The sequence below is a fragment of the Micromonospora sp. NPDC049559 genome, assembly GCF_040676675.1.
Taxonomy (GTDB): domain Bacteria; phylum Actinomycetota; class Actinomycetes; order Mycobacteriales; family Micromonosporaceae; genus JBFAPK01.
On sequence record NZ_JBFAPK010000020.1, the window covers coordinates 49380 to 63611 of the forward strand.

Consider the following 14232-nt stretch of genomic DNA (forward strand, 5'->3'; position numbering starts at 1 on the left):
GAAATGAGGGGACGATGCGCTTTACGCGACGCACCGCGCTCGCCGTCGTCGGCGTCGCGGCCCTGTTGGCGCCGGCTGCCTGTGGCAGCGGGGACGACAGCGGCGGCAGCGGCGGTAAGAATGTCGAGGTCTTCACCTGGTGGGCGGATGGTGGTGAGAAGGCCGGTCTGGACGGACTGGTCAGCACCTTCGGTACCGCCTGCCCCGACTACACGTTCGTCAACGGGGCGGTGGCCGGCGGCGCCGGCGCCAACGCCAAGCAGGTACTCGCGTCCCGGCTCCAGCAGGGCGACCCGCCGGACACGTTCCAGGCGCACGCCGGTGCCGAGCTGCAGGACTACATCAACGCCGGGCAGATCGAGGACCTGAGCGCCCAGTACAAGGAGTGGGGCCTCACCGAGGCGCTCCCGAAGGGCCTGCTCGACAACCTGACCGTCGACGGCAAGATCTACTCGGTGCCGTCGAACATCCACCGCGCCAACGTGCTGTGGAGCAACAAGAGCGTCCTGAGCAAGGCCGGTATCACGAGCGAGCCGAAGAGCCTGGACGAGCTCTTCGCCAACCTCGACAAGCTCAAGAACAGCGGCGTCGCGGCGCCGCTGGCGGTCGGCAAGGACTGGACCCAGCTGATGCTGCTCGAGTCCGTCCTGATCACCGACCTCGGCCCGGAGAAGTTCACCGGCCTCTGGAACGGCAGCACCGACTGGAACGGTGCCGACGTCGCCAAGGGCATCGAGGACTTCAAGAAGCTGCTCAGCTACTCGAACAAGGACCGGGACACCTTCGACTGGACCGACGCCGAGAAGCTGGTGATGGACGGCAAGGCCGGCTACCAGCTGATGGGTGACTGGGAGGCCGCCGACCTCGACGCCAAGGGCTTCAAGGACTACGGCTACTCGGTCTTCCCGGGCAACGGCGAGACCTTCCAGTGGCTGGCCGACTCGTTCGTGCTGCCGAAGGGGGCGAAGAACCCCGAGGGCACCAAGTGCTGGCTGAAGACCGTGGGTAGCGCCGAGGGGCAGAAGGCCTTCAACACCAAGAAGGGCTCGATCCCGGCACGTACCGACGCCAACGCGGCCGACTACCCGGCCTACCAGCAGACCGCGATCGCGGCCTGGAAGACGGCGACCCAGGTCCCGTCCTGCGCCCACGGTTCGGCCTGCTCGCAGGGCTTCCAGGGGGCGGCCAACTCCGCGCTCGGCAAGTTCTCCAGCGACCAGAACGTCGGGGAGCTGCAGAAGGCGATGGCGGCCGGCGCCAAGCAGTTCGCCAAGAAGTAGGAACTACCCCAAATCGCGTGCGGCGGGTCCGGGCCAACCCCAGACCCGCCGCACCGTGGCCGTGGCAGGCGGGGGTCCGCGTCCATGACCGATCTCATCCGCGTACCGCCGCCTGAGGCGGCCCGCAGCACATAGAGGTTCCGATGCGCACTCGAATCAAACGATGGGGACCAGGTCTGCTGCTGATCTCCCCATCCCTGGTCCTGCTGGCGATCTTCGTGTACGGCCTGATCGCCTGGACCGTGAAGGTCTCGCTCTCCGACCAGCACAACGCGCTGGGCTCCAAGGGGTTCGTCGGCCTGCAGAACTACACCGACCTGTTCACCAACGACATCAACGGCCGGTTCGTGCACTCGTTGAAGAATCTGCTGATCTTCACCGTGGTGTTCATGGTCGGCACGATGCTGCTCGGCCTGCTCTGGGCGTTCCTGCTCGAACGCGGCGTGAAGGCCGAGGGCGTGTTCCGGACGATCTACCTGTTCCCGATGGCGATCTCGTTCGTCGCCTCCGGTGTGGTCTGGCGTTGGCTGATGAACTCGGCCCAGGGTGACGACGCCGGCGGCCTGAACTGGATCTTCGGTCAGCTCCACCTCGGCTTCCTCGAAACCAAGTGGTGGACCGACCCGAACTGGGGCATGGCGGCGATGGCGGTACCGGCCATCTGGCAGCTCTCCGGGTACGTCATGGCGCTCTTCCTGGCCGGCTTCCGCGGCATCCCGCAGGAGCTGCGCGAGGCGGCGGTGATGGACGGTACGAGCACCTACCAGCTGTACCGGCACGTGCTCTTCCCGCAGCTGACCCCGGTCGCGCTCTCCGCGCTGATCATCGTGGGCCACATGTCGATGAAGATGTTCGACCTGATCATGTCGGTCTCGGGCGCCCAGTGGCTGACCGAGGTCCCGGCGGTCTACGTCTGGCAGAGCCTGCTCACCAGCGACTACGCCAAGGCCGCGGCGATCTCGGTGATCCTGCTGCTGCTCGTGGCGATCGTGATCGTGCCGTACCTCATCCACACCACCAGGGCGGAGCGACGCTCGTGACCACGACAACCACCGCGCCGCCGCCACCCCGGGCGGTCGTGCCGGCCGCGAGCCGCAAGCGCGGCCGGGACCTGACGGCCACGTCGGTGCTCGGCCGGACGGTCAAGTACGCGATCCTGATCCTCTTCCTGATCATCGTGCTGATGCCGGCGTACGTCCTCGTCGTCACGAGCTTCAAGTCGGGTTCCGAGATCGGGGTGACCGGTCAGTGGAACCTGCCGAAGGTCTGGACGACCGCGTCGTGGGGCAAGGCGTGGGACGCGCTCGGACCGTCGTTCCTGCGTACGTTCGAGCTGGCGATCCCGGTCGCGCTGATCTCGTCGATCATCGGCTCGGCCAACGGGTTCGTCCTGTCCCGCTGGCGCTTCCCCGGCGCGGACGTGGTCTTCACGCTGATCCTGTTCGGCATGTTCATCCCGTACCAGGCCGTGATGATCCCGCTGCGGGACATCGTGACCGCGATGAACATCCAGCCGGGCATCCCGACGCTGGTCTTCGTGCACTGCGTCTACGGCATCCCGATCTGCACGCTGATCTTCCGGAACTACTACGCCACCACGGTGCCGGAAGAGCTGATCGAGGCCGGGCGGGTCGACGGGGCGGGCCTGCTGCGTACCTTCTTCTCGCTCATCCTGCCGATCTCGATCCCCGGCTTCGTGGTGACCGTGATCTGGCAGTTCACCTCGGCCTGGAACGACTACCTGTTCGCGATCTTCCTCTCGAACACGCGGAACGGGCCGATCACCATCGCCCTGAACGCCTTGGCCGGCGCGCAGTCGCCCGACTACGCCGCCTCGATGGCCGGAGCGTTGATCACCTCGTTGCCGACCCTGGTCGTCTACGTGGTGCTCGGCCGGTGGTTCATCGGCGGTCTGATGGCCGGCTCCGTCAAGAGCTGACCCACCGGACCCCCGGCCCGCACCCGGGCAGGCCCCCGCCCCGCCGATCTAGGGCAAATCGTCGTGATTAGAGATCAACTCACGACGATTCTCCCTAGATCGGCGGGGCGGCGCCGTTGTGGCGGGCGCGCGGGCGGGGCTGGCGGGCGCGGCGGGCCGGTGCCGCGGGTACCTGCGTAGACTGGCCTCCCGTGAGTCTCAGCATCGGCATCGTCGGCCTGCCCAACGTCGGCAAGAGCACCCTGTTCAACGCGCTCACGAAGAACGAGGTGCTGGCGGCGAACTACCCGTTCGCCACGATCGAGCCCAACGTGGGCGTGGTCGGGCTGCCGGACGAGCGGTTGCAGAAGCTCGCCGACCTCTTCGAGTCGCAGAAGGTGGTCCCGGCGCCGGTCTCGTTCGTCGACATCGCCGGCCTGGTCCGGGGCGCCTCGAAGGGGCAGGGCCGGGGCAACGCGTTCCTGGCCAACATCCGCGACGCCGCCGCCATCTGCCAGGTGGTCCGGGCCTTCTCCGACCCGAACGTCGTGCACGTCGACGGCAAGGTCTCGCCCGCCGACGACATCGAAACGATCAACACCGAGCTGATCCTCGCCGACCTGCAGACCGTCGAGAAGGCGCTGCCCCGGCTGGAGAAGGAAGCCAAGCTCCGCAAGGACCGGGCGGCGACCGTGGCGGCCGCCAAGAAGGCCGTCGAGCTGCTGGACAGCGGGGTGACGCTCTACGCCGGCGCCGCGGGCGCCGGCATCGACGTGGCCGAGCTGCGCGAGCTGCACCTGCTCACCACCAAGCCCTTCCTGTACGTCTTCAACGTCGACGAGGCCGAGCTGGGCAACCCCGAGTTCCTGGACGAGCTGCGCCAGCTGGTCGCCCCGGCCGAGGCGGTCTTCATGGACGCCAAGGTCGAGTCGGAGCTGATCGACCTGCCCGAGGAGGAGGCCCGGGAACTGCTGGAGTCGATCGGGCAGCCCGAACCGGGACTCAACCAGCTGATCCGGGTCGGCTTCCGCACCCTCGGGCTGCAGACGTACCTGACCGCCGGGCCCAAGGAGGCGCGGGCCTGGACCGTCCCGGTCGGCGCCACCGCCCCCGAGGCGGCCGGTGTGATCCACTCCGACTTCCAGCGCGGCTTCATCAAGGCCGAGATCGTCTCGTACGACGACCTGATGGCGGCCGGGTCGATGGCCGCGGCCAAGGCCGCCGGCAAGGTACGGATCGAGGGCAAGGACTACGTCATGCAGGACGGCGACGTGGTCGAGTTCCGCTTCAACGTCTGAAGTCAGGGCATTCGGTCACAGAGCGTGGCGGCGTACGGCTGACCTGCGTCCGCTCGTGCCGAATTCCGGATGTCTCCCGTGGCCTCGTCGTGCGGCCACGGGAGATCATCGTGTCAGTCTGTCGCTGTGGCCGTGCGGACTGTTCTGCTCAGTGTCGCCGCGAGTGCGAGGAGCGTGAGCCATCCGGTCAGAACGATGGTCAGGGTCGGCGCTCCGAACAGTGCGATCAAGGCGCCGCTGGCCATGGTTCCAATGGCGGTGGCTCCGCTGGTGAGGGTGTCGATCGCGCTGGTGACTCGGCCACGGAGAGCATCGGGGGTGACGCTGAGTCGGTAGGAGTCGAGGGCGACGTTGTAGATCGGCGACACCACCGACTCAGCGAACGCCACGACCAGAAGCAGCCACCACGTCGGTGCCACCGCGTAGAAGGGGAAGGCTACGGCCTCGACCCACAACATGGCGATGGACAGTTTCCCGAGTGGGAACCGGCGGGTGAGTGCTGGAGCCAGCAGGCTCCCGAGAAGAGCACCGATTGCGGCGCCGGTGAAGACGGTCCCGACCTGTGTGGGGTTCGCGTGCAGGTGCTGAGCGAGCATAATGATCAGGATGTAGCCGGCGCCGTAACGCAGGCTGTCTCCCGCGTCGAGCAGGGCTAGCGTTCGGATCACTGGTTTATGCCACAGCCAGGACAGGCCGTGCCTGATGTCGGCCACGAGCTCGCGCGGAGGCGCCGTAGCCGTGGGTCGTTCCTGCTGGAAGTCGGCACGGATGGCCCGCAGGGTTGCTGCCGAGGCCAGGAACGAGACGGCGTTGAACCCGAACGGGATCATCCGCCCCAGGGCGTAGGCGACGCCAGCCACGGAGGCGCCGACGATCCGGAGCGTGTTGGACGTCGCTCCGACCGCTCCGAGTGCGCTAGGAAGCTGGGCCTTGGTGACGATGTTCGGCAACGCCGAGCTGTTCGCCGCCCCGAACAGCGTGCTGAGCACGCCGTTCGCGACCGCGATGGCAAACAGCTGCGGCATACCGAGTACGCCGGACGCTGCGGCGATGGGAATGGTAGCGGTCAGAGACCCGCGTCCGATTTCGCACCAGATCATCGTGGTCTTGCGATCCCAGCGGTCGACCAGAGCGCCGGCCACGAGTCCGAAGACGAGGTAGACGATGGTCTGGAGGCCGAGCACGATGCCGGCCTGCGTTGATGACCCGGTTAGGGCCACGGTAAGGAGCGGCAGGGCGAGGAACTGAAGCTGGTCGCCTAGTTGGGAGACCAGTCGCCCGCCGAGCAGCAGTCGAAAGTCGGGTTGACGCCACAGGTTGCGAGGCGGCGTCGGGGTGAGGATGTCCATGGTGAAGTCCTGTCGATGGATGCGCCGACACGGCGCGCCGTCACGGGCTCGACAGACACGCGGGTACCGCGTGATGCACGGCATCACGGCGGAAGGGGAATGATCACCGGAAGCCGCCCGAAAAAGGGCAGACTCCACCCGCGTGTCGGAGCGTGACAGCTAGGACTTACGCGGTGAGGACATGCCGGGCACCATACCCCGCAGTCGCGACCACCAGCAAGACGCACTCTTCTGCCGCGATCCGCGCGGCTGTCGACAGCGACCTTGACAGCAACCGGCGTAGACAGAGCCAGGCAGCCTCGACCCATTCACCTATGCTCTGGGCGGGGCAATCGCAGGAGCGTGTAGAGCGCGTACCTGCCCTCTCCGCTGTCCAGGTCGGCCACCTGAAGGTCCCCGACGGGCACGCTGATCCTCTGCCCGCCCGCGCCGCTGCCAGCGTCGATCCACACCCGGACCGTCCCGCTCTTTGGCAGTTCGCGTGGAGCGACGACCAAGATCGTCATGAGGTACCCCTCTCTCGTGCGTGGCGGGCGGCCCCGGGTGGCGGGCCCTTCTCGCCGGTGTGTGCTTCCCACCCGCAACGACCGGGCTTCGTCGGAACGATCGGACCGGTCGCCATGGGCTGGGTACAGAATGTCGTCGGAATGTCGCTGCTTGCGACGGCGCTTGGGGTGACATTCCGACGTCATATGGGGTGACATTCCGGCGACGCTGGCGTTAGGCTCGCCTCGTGACGGTCACTCCAAACGCGACGCTGCGGGCCGTGCGTATGGGCCTGCTCATGAGCCAGGACGACTTCGCCCGCGCGCTTCGGGAGGCCGGCGACCGCGCCGGGGTGCCCAACGACGCCAACAAGCGTCTCGTGCAGCGCTGGGAAGCGGGCGCTATCGCCTCACCGCGACCGGCGTACGCGCGTGCCCTGGAGGCCGTCACGGGTCTGCCGATCGCCTCGCTGGGCTTCACCGTGGCCGTACCGCGGGTTCGTGTCTCGGACGATGGGCAGGGCGGTCACGACCTGGAGGCGCCAGTGGCGGCCACGCCGGTACCGAACGGTGGCCCGGTGCCGCGCACCGCGCCGGTCGGCAACTACTCCGGCGTGTGGCTGTCCCGGTACGAGTACTACAGCTCGGGCCGGAGCGACACGTTCACCGGTCGGCACTTCGTGGTGCTGCTCCAGCACGGCGACCGGCTCACCGTGCGGAGCCTGCCCGGGTCGTCCGACGCGCCGCTCACCATGGACCTGACCGTGGACGGCAATGTCATCACCGGAACGTGGGTCGAACAAACCGCGCCGGAGGGGTACTACCGGGGTGCCCGCTACCACGGCGCGATCCAGCTCCTGGCCGAGCCGACCGGGCGCCGGCTGGCCGGCAAATGGGTCGGCTTCGGCAAGGAGATGGACGTGAACACCGGCCCGTGGGAGCTGGTCTTCCAGGACGCGAGCACGAACAAGGCGACGCTGGCGCGGTACGACCGGCGGCCCGAGCCGGAGTAGGGTTCCGGGCCGCCCGGACACCTCGGAGGCCGGCGCCGACCTACTTCTTCACGAGGTTGCGGAGGGCACCGAGCTTCGCCCGGTTGCTGACGCTCGCGTAGATCTTCTTGTCGGCGCCGGTCAGCACGACGTACGGGCAGCTCCGGTCGTCGCCCGGCATGGGCTTGTCCAGCAGCTTCCGGCCGGTCGCCGCCTCGTACACGCGCAGGTGCCAGTCGGCCCGCAGCAGCGTCAGGGTCTCCGGCCTGGGGTCGTCGTACTTGCAGCTGCGGATCGTCGAGCCGGTGCGGACCCGGTCGAGGCAGGCGACCAGCTGCACCTTGCCCGGATTCTCGGCCGCCCAGGTCTGCTCCACGCTCGACGAGAGGCCCTCGTCGAAGTAGTAGGTACCGTCCTGGTAACGGCCCCCCGATTCGCCGCCGACGAGCAGTACCACCGGATGGGGGGCCTTGCCGGCGCGTTTCGGCAACTGCGGGAAGAAGGTGCTCTCCTCGCAGAGGCTGTCCAGGTCGGAAGTGTTGGTCGGGGGGTACTCGCTGGCCTGCGGCCCCTGCTGTACCGACTCTCCGCCCGCCTCGGGTGCGGCGCTCCCGGTCGGGCCCTGGCCGGCCGTGGGCGATCGCATCCCGCCCGGTGGCGGCGCCTGCGGTGCCCGGTCGGCTTCCGCGGTGTTCGTGCCGCGCAGCAGGAAGAGCCCGCCGACCAGGCCGGAGCAGGCCACCAGCAGCACCACGCCCGTGATCACGGCAGCGATGAGCAGACCGCGGTCGCGGGACGCCGGTGGGGCGGGGCTCTGCCAGGGCTGCGGTCCGAAGGGCGGGGCCACCATGGACGGGCCGGCCGGGTGCGCCCCCGCGAGCGGCGGGTACGGGTCGTAGGCCAGCGTCGGGCTGCTGCCGCCAGCGCCGTCGCCGCCGGCCGGGGCCGGGTCGGGCGCGGGCGGCACGGTCGGAACAGGACCGAACGCGTTTGGCGCTGAAGCCTCCGGCGTCGACGTTGCCGGCGTCGGTGTAGCCGGCGGAGTCGCTACCGGCTCCGCCGTGGATTCCGCGCCCGGATCGGCCCCCGTGCCGGTCATGCTGGATCCCTCTTTCGATCGAAGCGAAGCGCGAATGTATCAGGGCGGTCGCTCGACGTGGGGGTAGTTATCCGGCATCGCGGCAGGGCCCGCGATCGCCGGCGGCGGCTGCGTCGGTTCCCGGGTCAACGCCCGGCCGAGCGCTGCTCGGCGGCCGTCGTCGACCTCGACCAACCCCGTGCGGCATGCGGGAAAGCGGACACCCGGCGCGCGGTTTGCCCTTGGGTGCCGGCGGGGCAATCCGTACGGCAGGACGACGCGACCCGCTTGGGAAGTGGAGGTCACGATGGTCGCCGTACGACTCGCGCAGAACTGGACCGACAGCAGTGGCCGGCAGCACAGCGCGGGCGAACTGGTCTACGTACCCGGTGGGCTGGTGCCGAAGCTGGAGCGTGCCGGTGTGATCGGTTCGCCGGTCGGCCCGGGGCGGGGGCGGTACCTCGGTCTGCCCTGGACCGGCGCCCGCGACGCCGTCTGAGGCCACCGGTAGCCGGCCGGGCGTACCCGGCCGATCGCGCCCCGGACGTTACGCGCCCGGCGCGGAGCGGCGGCGCTGTCCCGGGCCGCCCCGCCCCGGGCGCCCGGGACAACGCCGCCTGCCCCGCCGGCGCTCAGGAAATGTTGTTCAGGATCGTGTTGTGCACGTGATGGCTCTTCTCGTCGCCGCGGAACTCCACCTCGTAGGTGTGCGAGCCGACGTGGATGGCGATCGCACCGCTGGAGAAGAACGATCCGGCCCAGGACTTGTTGCTCACCACGCTGACGCTGCTGATCTTGGAGTACGGGATGCTGGTGATCGCGACCTTTCCGCCGACGAAGGACTTGTCCTGGATCAGCACCCGGCGGTTGGTCAGGCCGATGAAGCCGGTGCCCGCGCCGATGGCGTCGTAGACCGCGATCACCTGTTCCCCGTCGAGCAGCCCGCTCTGGACCTGCTCCAGCTGGCTTTCCTTGTCGTACGTAACGTTCTCGATGACGTCTGACATGTCGCAAAGGTTAGAGTCCGCGCCGGGGCCCCGACGGGCGGGTCCACTTCGGACGGCGCGCCCGGCCCGGGGTAGTTTCGGCGGTTCGGACGCACCGCGTGGTGTCGGCGCCGGCGCGCGGGCGCGGCGTCACGAGATGAAGTGCAGGATGACGTTGTGCGCGTGGTGGCTCTTCTGGTCGCCGCGGAACTCCACCTCGTAGGTGTGCGTACCGACGTGGATGGCGATGGCGCCGGTGGAGAAGAAGGAGCCGCCCCAGGACTTGTTGCTCACCACGCTGACGCTCGTGATCTTCGAGTGCGGGATGCTGGTGATCGCGACCTTCTTGCCGACGAACGACTTGTCCTGGATGATCACGCGTCGGTTGGTCAGCCCGATGAAGCCGGTGCCCGCCCCGATCGCGTCGTACACGGCGATCACCTCTTCGCCGTCGAGCAGCCCGCTCTGGATCTGGCTGAGCTGCTCGCGGCGGTCGTACGTCACGTTGGCCATGCCCCGAGGTTAGGAGCGGGTGTCAAAGCAGCTCCCGCTCCCGGCGAGTGCGTCGAGGGAGGGCCGCCGCCACTGCGATGATCTTCGGTGGCGGAATGGTCACACCCTGTTGATAGCGTGCCGGAACGACGCGGACGACCCGAGGGAGAGACGCGCAGATGAATGACCGGAATCCCGCACTGGCCCGGCTCGACGTGCTGGTCGGCCGCTGGACGGTGCAGCCGAGGGTCGAGGGCGTCGGTCCGGCGTGGACCGGGTTCGCCTGGCGGCACGGCGGCCGTTACCTGGAGCAGGTCGTGGACGTCGACTCGATACCGGCCGGCACGCCGCGGGCATGGCGGGAGAACGCGCCGTTCCCGACGTACGCCGTGATCGGGTTCGACGACGCGACCGACGAGTTCACCATGCTCTACGCCGACGGCCGGGGCGTGCACCGGGTGTACCGGATGACGTTCGCCGGACGGGAGTGGCGGATCTGGCGGGAGGCGCCCGGGTTCAACCAACGCTTCGTCGGCACCGTGACCGCCGACGAGGCCAGCATCGACGCGCGCTGGGAGCGCTCGGAGGACGGCGTGACCTGGGATCTGGACTTCGGCCTGAGCTACGTACGCCAGGCCTGACCGGGGCAGTGACCGGCGTCCCCCGGTCAGGTGGTGTGTTGCAGCACCGAGAGGATCCGAAAGTCCACGGTCGACTGGTCGATCGTGCCGTGCACCGGCGAGTCGCCCATCTCGGTCATGATGCCGCGCGCGCTCGCCTCGGCGTCGGAGACGCTCTCCCAGGCGACGACGTCGACGATCGTGCCGTCCTCGTGTTCGGTGATCCGGCGCCACCGGAAACCGTGCTGGCGCTTCAGGTACGCGTTGATGTCCTCGTTCGCGGCGACGAAGTCGGCGCCGGTCCGCCCGTCGGCCAACCGGAACGTCGTCACTTCCAGCGCCTCAGCCACGTCCGCTCCCCTCCGCGTGTGCTCTCCGCGCGGGTCGGCCCCGGGGTCGGCCCGCGCGGTCCGGCGGACGGCGACGCCTCGACGTCGGCGCCGCCGCGACCGGGATGACTACGTTGACCAGCATAAACACCGCTGGCGGCGGGTTGGGCGAGTGCGCTGCTCGCTGGCAGGGCCGACAGCTCCGCCCCGTCCGCGTCCGGGACGTCCGGCCGTGTCCGAGGGAACGGCGGGCGGGTCCGAGGTCGGAGCGCGGCAGCCGGCCCGGCCCGAGCTGGCCGTAACCGGACACCGCGCCCCCGAACGGGACGCGCAAGCCGGGCGTGGGTGGGGCGCCGCCGCCGAGCGGGGGCGGGCGGCCGGATTGAAGCGCAGCTCAGCGGGTACGCGCGGAACCCGTACGACGAAGGGTGTCTCATGGCGGAACAGCACACGATGCTGCGTTCGATCCACGATCTCGGTCTGGCGGCCTGGTTCGGTGGTTCGCTGATGGGAGCCGTCGGGCTCAACGGCGCGGCGGAGAAGGTCGGTGAGTCGAAGCAGCGGCTCGGAGTGGTCTCCGAGGGATGGGCCAGGTGGACTCCGGTCAACGCGGCGGCGATCGGCGCGCACGTGGTGGGCGCGGCTGGCGAGCTGGTGGTCGAGAGTCCCCGGATGGCCGTCCAGGCCGGCGTGGGCCGGATGAGCGCGATCAAGACCGGGCTCACGGTGGCCGCGCTGGCGGTGACGGGGTACAGCCGGGTCCTCGGTCGGCAGCTCCAGAAGCGCGCCGAGGCGCCGGTGGCGGCCGGTACCGCACCGCATGACGGTACGCCGCCGGACGTCGCCGCCCGGCAGCGGCAGTTGCGGGTGCTGCAGTGGGCCATTCCGGCGCTGACCGGCGGACTGATCATCGTCACCGCGTTCGCCGGGGAGCAGCAGAAGCCGGGACAGTTCTGGCGCGGGGTCAGGGGACGGACCCGCGGACTCGGGACCTCGGGCCGGCGGATGCGCGGGATGGCCGGCAAGGTGATGCCCGGCATGGCGGCGGTCAAGGGGATGCGCGGGATGGCCGGCAGGGCGATGCCCGGCATGGCGGCGGTCAAGGGGATGCGCGGGATGGCCGGCAGGGCCGTGCCCGCGGTGGTCGGACTACGGGTCGGCCGGCAGGCGCTGGCGAAGCTGCGCCACTGACCGCGTCCGGCCCGCTCCACCCCGGACAATGCCGGGCCAGGGTGCAGCTCCGACGCGCCCCGGCCCGAGATCCGGGCGGTGCGGCGGGCCCGAGGTCCGGGGGAGCGGCGGGCCGGGGCCGACCGTCAGCGCTCGGCCGCGGCGTGGGAGCCGGACCTGGACTCCCGGCGGGGCCGGGGCAGCCAGGCACCGGCGGCCGGCTTCTTTCCCGACGCCTCCGCCGGCCCCTCGGCCGGGTGCTGGGGCAGCCGCACCAGCGGGAACTCGCTGGTGATGTCGCCGACCCGGTCGGGTCGCCCGCCCTGCGGCACCGTGGCGGCCCGGGCCCGGGACGTGCGCCACTCGTCCCAGCGCCAGAGCACGATCGGCGACAGCGCCACCGCGAGCGCGACGCAGGGCCAAAGCAGGGCGGCCGGCGTGGCGTGCCCGAGCACGAACGCCACCAGCAACGCGGCGGCCAGCACGACGCTCCAGCCGAGGTGGTTGCGGAACGTCCGCAGCCCGTCGCGGCTCGACGAGCTGCCCTTCGGGGTCACCACGAACTTCGCCGGCCGGCGCAGCACGGTGCTGATCAGCATCGCCGCGTAGACCGGCGCGGAGAGCATCGACATCAGCATGCCCTTGAGGCCGGCGGAGTCCTCCGCCTCGTACGGGCTGACGTTGTAGCGCCGGTTGCTCAGGTACAGCCAGAGCGAGAAGGCCGTCGCGTCGACGTAGAGGGCGAACCAGATGGTCGGCGCCACCGTGATGCCGCTGACCCCGAGCGCGAGGAAGAGCAGTGCGTTGACGGCACCGAGCAGCCACCCGATCGCCATCGACGGGTAGAAGGTGGTGATCAGGCCGTAGTGCAGCAGCCGCCCCGGCGTCAGCCGTACCACCTTGCGCCAGAAGAGGCCGAGCAGCACCTCGAAGGTCCCGCGCGACCAGCGGCGCTGCTGGCTGAAGTAGTCGTTCCAGGCCGACGGTCCCTCGCCGGCGGCGAGGACGTCCGGGGTGTAGACCGACTTCCAGCGCCGGCCCGTCTCCGGGTTGCGCGCGGTGTGCATGGTCAGGCCGGTGGCCATGTCCTCGGTGATGGAGTCGCTGAGACCCCCGATGCTGCGCAGCGCCGAGATGCGGATCGCGTTGTTCGTGCCGACGAGCATCGCCGCGTCGTACCGGTTGGCGGCCCGCTGGATGACGCTGTGGAACGGGAACTGCTGTGACTCGGCGGCCTGGGTGACGAACGTTTCGCTGTTGCGGTAGCACTGCGGCCCGACGACGTACGCGACGTCCGGGTCCCGGAAGTAGCCGAGGATCCGCTCGGCGAAGTTGGCCAGCGGTACGTGGTCCGGGTCGACCGAGAGCAGCACGTCGTACGAGTCGCCGTGCTGGTCCACCCAGGCGTTGTAGTTGCCGTGCTTGGTCTTGGCCCGGAACGGGCCGCTCGGCTGGTTGTAGCGCGCGATCTCCTTGCGGCTGAAGTGCCGGATGCCCAGCTCGTGGCACATCCGCATCACCTCGGGGTCGTTCCCCTCGTCCAGGATCCAGACGTGGAACGGGCCGAGGTAGCGCACCCGCAGCGCCCACTGCAACGTCTCGCGGACCACCGCGATCGGCTCCTTGCTCGGCACGATCGTGGTGAGGAACGCGACCCGCAGGTTGAGGTCGGGACGGACCGGGACCGGGTCGCGGGCGGCGAGCGACGCCAGCGACAGCGAGACCACGTTGATCAGTCGGAGCAGCTCGACCAGGGCGATCGAGCAGATCACGAAGATGTTGGCGATCGTGGCGGTACGGGCCGGGTCCGGCTCGGCGAAGTGGCTGGGCCGCAGCAGCCAGCAGAAGAAGACCACCTCGAAGGCGAGGTTGAGCAGCGCGATGACGGCGGTCTTGGTGGCCGCGCCGCGGCCGGCCGCCGCGCGCAGGGTGCGGTAGCGGACCCGGTACGGCTCACCCGCCGGTACGTCCTCGACCGGACCGGCGAGCCGGCTGAACCGTTCGAGCCGGGCCCACTGCCGGGCCTGCGCGGCCAGCTCCTCCGGGTCGGGCAGCGCGCCCCCGGAGTGGACCACCGGTACGCCGGACGGGGGAACACTTTCGGCGTCGCCGTTCACAGCACCCATTACCCCACGTACGCCTCAGCGGATCGGTCGGGCCCGATACTAGGTCAGCTACCGCCTCTTGCCGGGGCCGGGGCGGCGCGCCGACCGGTAGCGTGTGCGACGTTCGCGC

15 protein-coding genes are annotated in these 14232 nt (G+C 69.7%); 8 read left to right on the forward strand and 7 right to left on the reverse strand.

What is annotated here, in order from left to right:
- The first annotated feature begins 14 nt into the window (after positions 1-14).
- From AB0J86_RS21545 to ychF, 4 genes are all read left to right on the forward strand, one after another.
- Positions 15-1280 (forward strand): ABC transporter substrate-binding protein, encoded by a 1266-nt coding sequence (locus tag AB0J86_RS21545; protein ID WP_363859354.1) that lies wholly within the window; start codon positions 15-17, stop codon positions 1278-1280.
- A 143-nt stretch (positions 1281-1423) separates the two neighbouring features.
- Positions 1424-2320 carry a sugar ABC transporter permease gene (locus AB0J86_RS21550; protein WP_363859355.1) on the forward strand — a complete coding sequence of 299 codons (897 nt, stop codon included), beginning with the start codon at positions 1424-1426 and terminating at the stop codon, positions 2318-2320.
- On the forward strand, positions 2317-3219 hold the full coding sequence (locus tag AB0J86_RS21555; RefSeq protein ID WP_363859356.1) for a carbohydrate ABC transporter permease: 903 nt from the start codon (positions 2317-2319) through the stop codon (positions 3217-3219). Before AB0J86_RS21550 ends, AB0J86_RS21555 begins: the two co-directional genes overlap by 4 nt.
- 191 nt (positions 3220-3410) lie before the next feature.
- Positions 3411-4496 carry a redox-regulated ATPase YchF gene (ychF, locus tag AB0J86_RS21560; RefSeq protein WP_363859357.1) on the forward strand — a complete coding sequence of 362 codons (1086 nt, stop codon included), beginning with the start codon at positions 3411-3413 and terminating at the stop codon, positions 4494-4496.
- 113 nt (positions 4497-4609) lie between these two features.
- Here ychF and AB0J86_RS21565 read toward each other — a convergent pair whose 3' ends face one another.
- Positions 4610-5845 carry an MFS transporter gene (locus AB0J86_RS21565; RefSeq protein ID WP_363859358.1) on the reverse strand — a complete coding sequence of 412 codons (1236 nt, stop codon included), beginning with the start codon at positions 5843-5845 and terminating at the stop codon, positions 4610-4612.
- A gap of 308 nt (positions 5846-6153) precedes the next feature.
- Positions 6154-6351, reverse strand: a complete 198-nt coding sequence (locus AB0J86_RS21570) for a hypothetical protein (protein ID WP_363859359.1) — start codon at positions 6349-6351, stop codon at positions 6154-6156.
- A 266-nt stretch (positions 6352-6617) separates the two neighbouring features.
- On the opposite strand from AB0J86_RS21570, the gene AB0J86_RS21575 reads away from it, so the two are divergent.
- Complete coding sequence (locus AB0J86_RS21575) at positions 6618-7343, forward strand: XRE family transcriptional regulator (RefSeq protein WP_363859439.1); 726 nt, start codon at positions 6618-6620, stop codon at positions 7341-7343.
- A 40-nt stretch (positions 7344-7383) separates the two neighbouring features.
- Here AB0J86_RS21575 and AB0J86_RS21580 read toward each other — a convergent pair whose 3' ends face one another.
- Positions 7384-8289 (reverse strand): hypothetical protein, encoded by a 906-nt coding sequence (locus tag AB0J86_RS21580; RefSeq protein WP_363859360.1) that lies wholly within the window; start codon positions 8287-8289, stop codon positions 7384-7386.
- A gap of 418 nt (positions 8290-8707) precedes the next feature.
- On the opposite strand from AB0J86_RS21580, the gene AB0J86_RS21585 reads away from it, so the two are divergent.
- Positions 8708-8899: a hypothetical protein gene (locus AB0J86_RS21585; protein ID WP_363859361.1), complete on the forward strand. Its 192-nt coding sequence runs from the start codon at positions 8708-8710 to the stop codon at positions 8897-8899.
- Between the two features lie 133 nt (positions 8900-9032).
- Here AB0J86_RS21585 and AB0J86_RS21590 read toward each other — a convergent pair whose 3' ends face one another.
- Together AB0J86_RS21590 and AB0J86_RS21595 are read right to left on the reverse strand one after the other, a co-directional pair.
- Positions 9033-9395, reverse strand: a complete 363-nt coding sequence (locus tag AB0J86_RS21590; RefSeq protein ID WP_363859440.1) for a PH domain-containing protein — start codon at positions 9393-9395, stop codon at positions 9033-9035.
- A gap of 141 nt (positions 9396-9536) precedes the next feature.
- Complete coding sequence (locus AB0J86_RS21595) at positions 9537-9899, reverse strand: PH domain-containing protein (protein WP_363859362.1); 363 nt, start codon at positions 9897-9899, stop codon at positions 9537-9539.
- A gap of 158 nt (positions 9900-10057) precedes the next feature.
- Between AB0J86_RS21595 and AB0J86_RS21600 the strand changes: the two genes are divergently transcribed.
- Positions 10058-10519, forward strand: a complete 462-nt coding sequence (locus tag AB0J86_RS21600) for a hypothetical protein (protein ID WP_363859363.1) — start codon at positions 10058-10060, stop codon at positions 10517-10519.
- 26 nt (positions 10520-10545) lie between these two features.
- Here AB0J86_RS21600 and AB0J86_RS21605 read toward each other — a convergent pair whose 3' ends face one another.
- Complete coding sequence (locus AB0J86_RS21605; RefSeq protein WP_363859364.1) at positions 10546-10848, reverse strand: hypothetical protein; 303 nt, start codon at positions 10846-10848, stop codon at positions 10546-10548.
- A 414-nt stretch (positions 10849-11262) separates the two neighbouring features.
- Between AB0J86_RS21605 and AB0J86_RS21610 the strand changes: the two genes are divergently transcribed.
- Positions 11263-12018, forward strand: coding sequence for a hypothetical protein (locus AB0J86_RS21610; RefSeq protein WP_363859365.1), 756 nt, complete (start codon positions 11263-11265; stop codon positions 12016-12018).
- 125 nt (positions 12019-12143) lie between these two features.
- Here AB0J86_RS21610 and AB0J86_RS21615 read toward each other — a convergent pair whose 3' ends face one another.
- Positions 12144-14123 (reverse strand): glycosyltransferase family 2 protein, encoded by a 1980-nt coding sequence (locus AB0J86_RS21615; protein ID WP_363859366.1) that lies wholly within the window; start codon positions 14121-14123, stop codon positions 12144-12146.
- Positions 14124-14232: the final 109 nt, after the last annotated feature.

What these genes read in the sequence shown, in the direction of transcription:
- AB0J86_RS21545 (WP_363859354.1), top strand. Translation starts at nt 15, where the DNA reads ATGCGCTTTACGCGACGCACCGCGCTCGCCGTCGTCGGCGTCGCGGCC.
- AB0J86_RS21550 (WP_363859355.1), top strand. Translation starts at nt 1,424, where the DNA reads ATGCGCACTCGAATCAAACGATGGGGACCAGGTCTGCTGCTGATCTCC.
- AB0J86_RS21565 (WP_363859358.1), bottom strand. Translation starts at nt 5,845, where the DNA reads ATGGACATCCTCACCCCGACGCCGCCTCGCAACCTGTGGCGTCAACCC.
- AB0J86_RS21570 (WP_363859359.1), bottom strand. Translation starts at nt 6,351, where the DNA reads ATGACGATCTTGGTCGTCGCTCCACGCGAACTGCCAAAGAGCGGGACG.
- AB0J86_RS21575 (WP_363859439.1), top strand. Translation starts at nt 6,618, where the DNA reads ATGGGCCTGCTCATGAGCCAGGACGACTTCGCCCGCGCGCTTCGGGAG.
- AB0J86_RS21585 (WP_363859361.1), top strand. Translation starts at nt 8,708, where the DNA reads ATGGTCGCCGTACGACTCGCGCAGAACTGGACCGACAGCAGTGGCCGG.
- AB0J86_RS21595 (WP_363859362.1), bottom strand. Translation starts at nt 9,899, where the DNA reads ATGGCCAACGTGACGTACGACCGCCGCGAGCAGCTCAGCCAGATCCAG.
- AB0J86_RS21600 (WP_363859363.1), top strand. Translation starts at nt 10,058, where the DNA reads ATGAATGACCGGAATCCCGCACTGGCCCGGCTCGACGTGCTGGTCGGC.
- AB0J86_RS21610 (WP_363859365.1), top strand. Translation starts at nt 11,263, where the DNA reads ATGGCGGAACAGCACACGATGCTGCGTTCGATCCACGATCTCGGTCTG.
- AB0J86_RS21615 (WP_363859366.1), bottom strand. Translation starts at nt 14,123, where the DNA reads ATGGGTGCTGTGAACGGCGACGCCGAAAGTGTTCCCCCGTCCGGCGTA.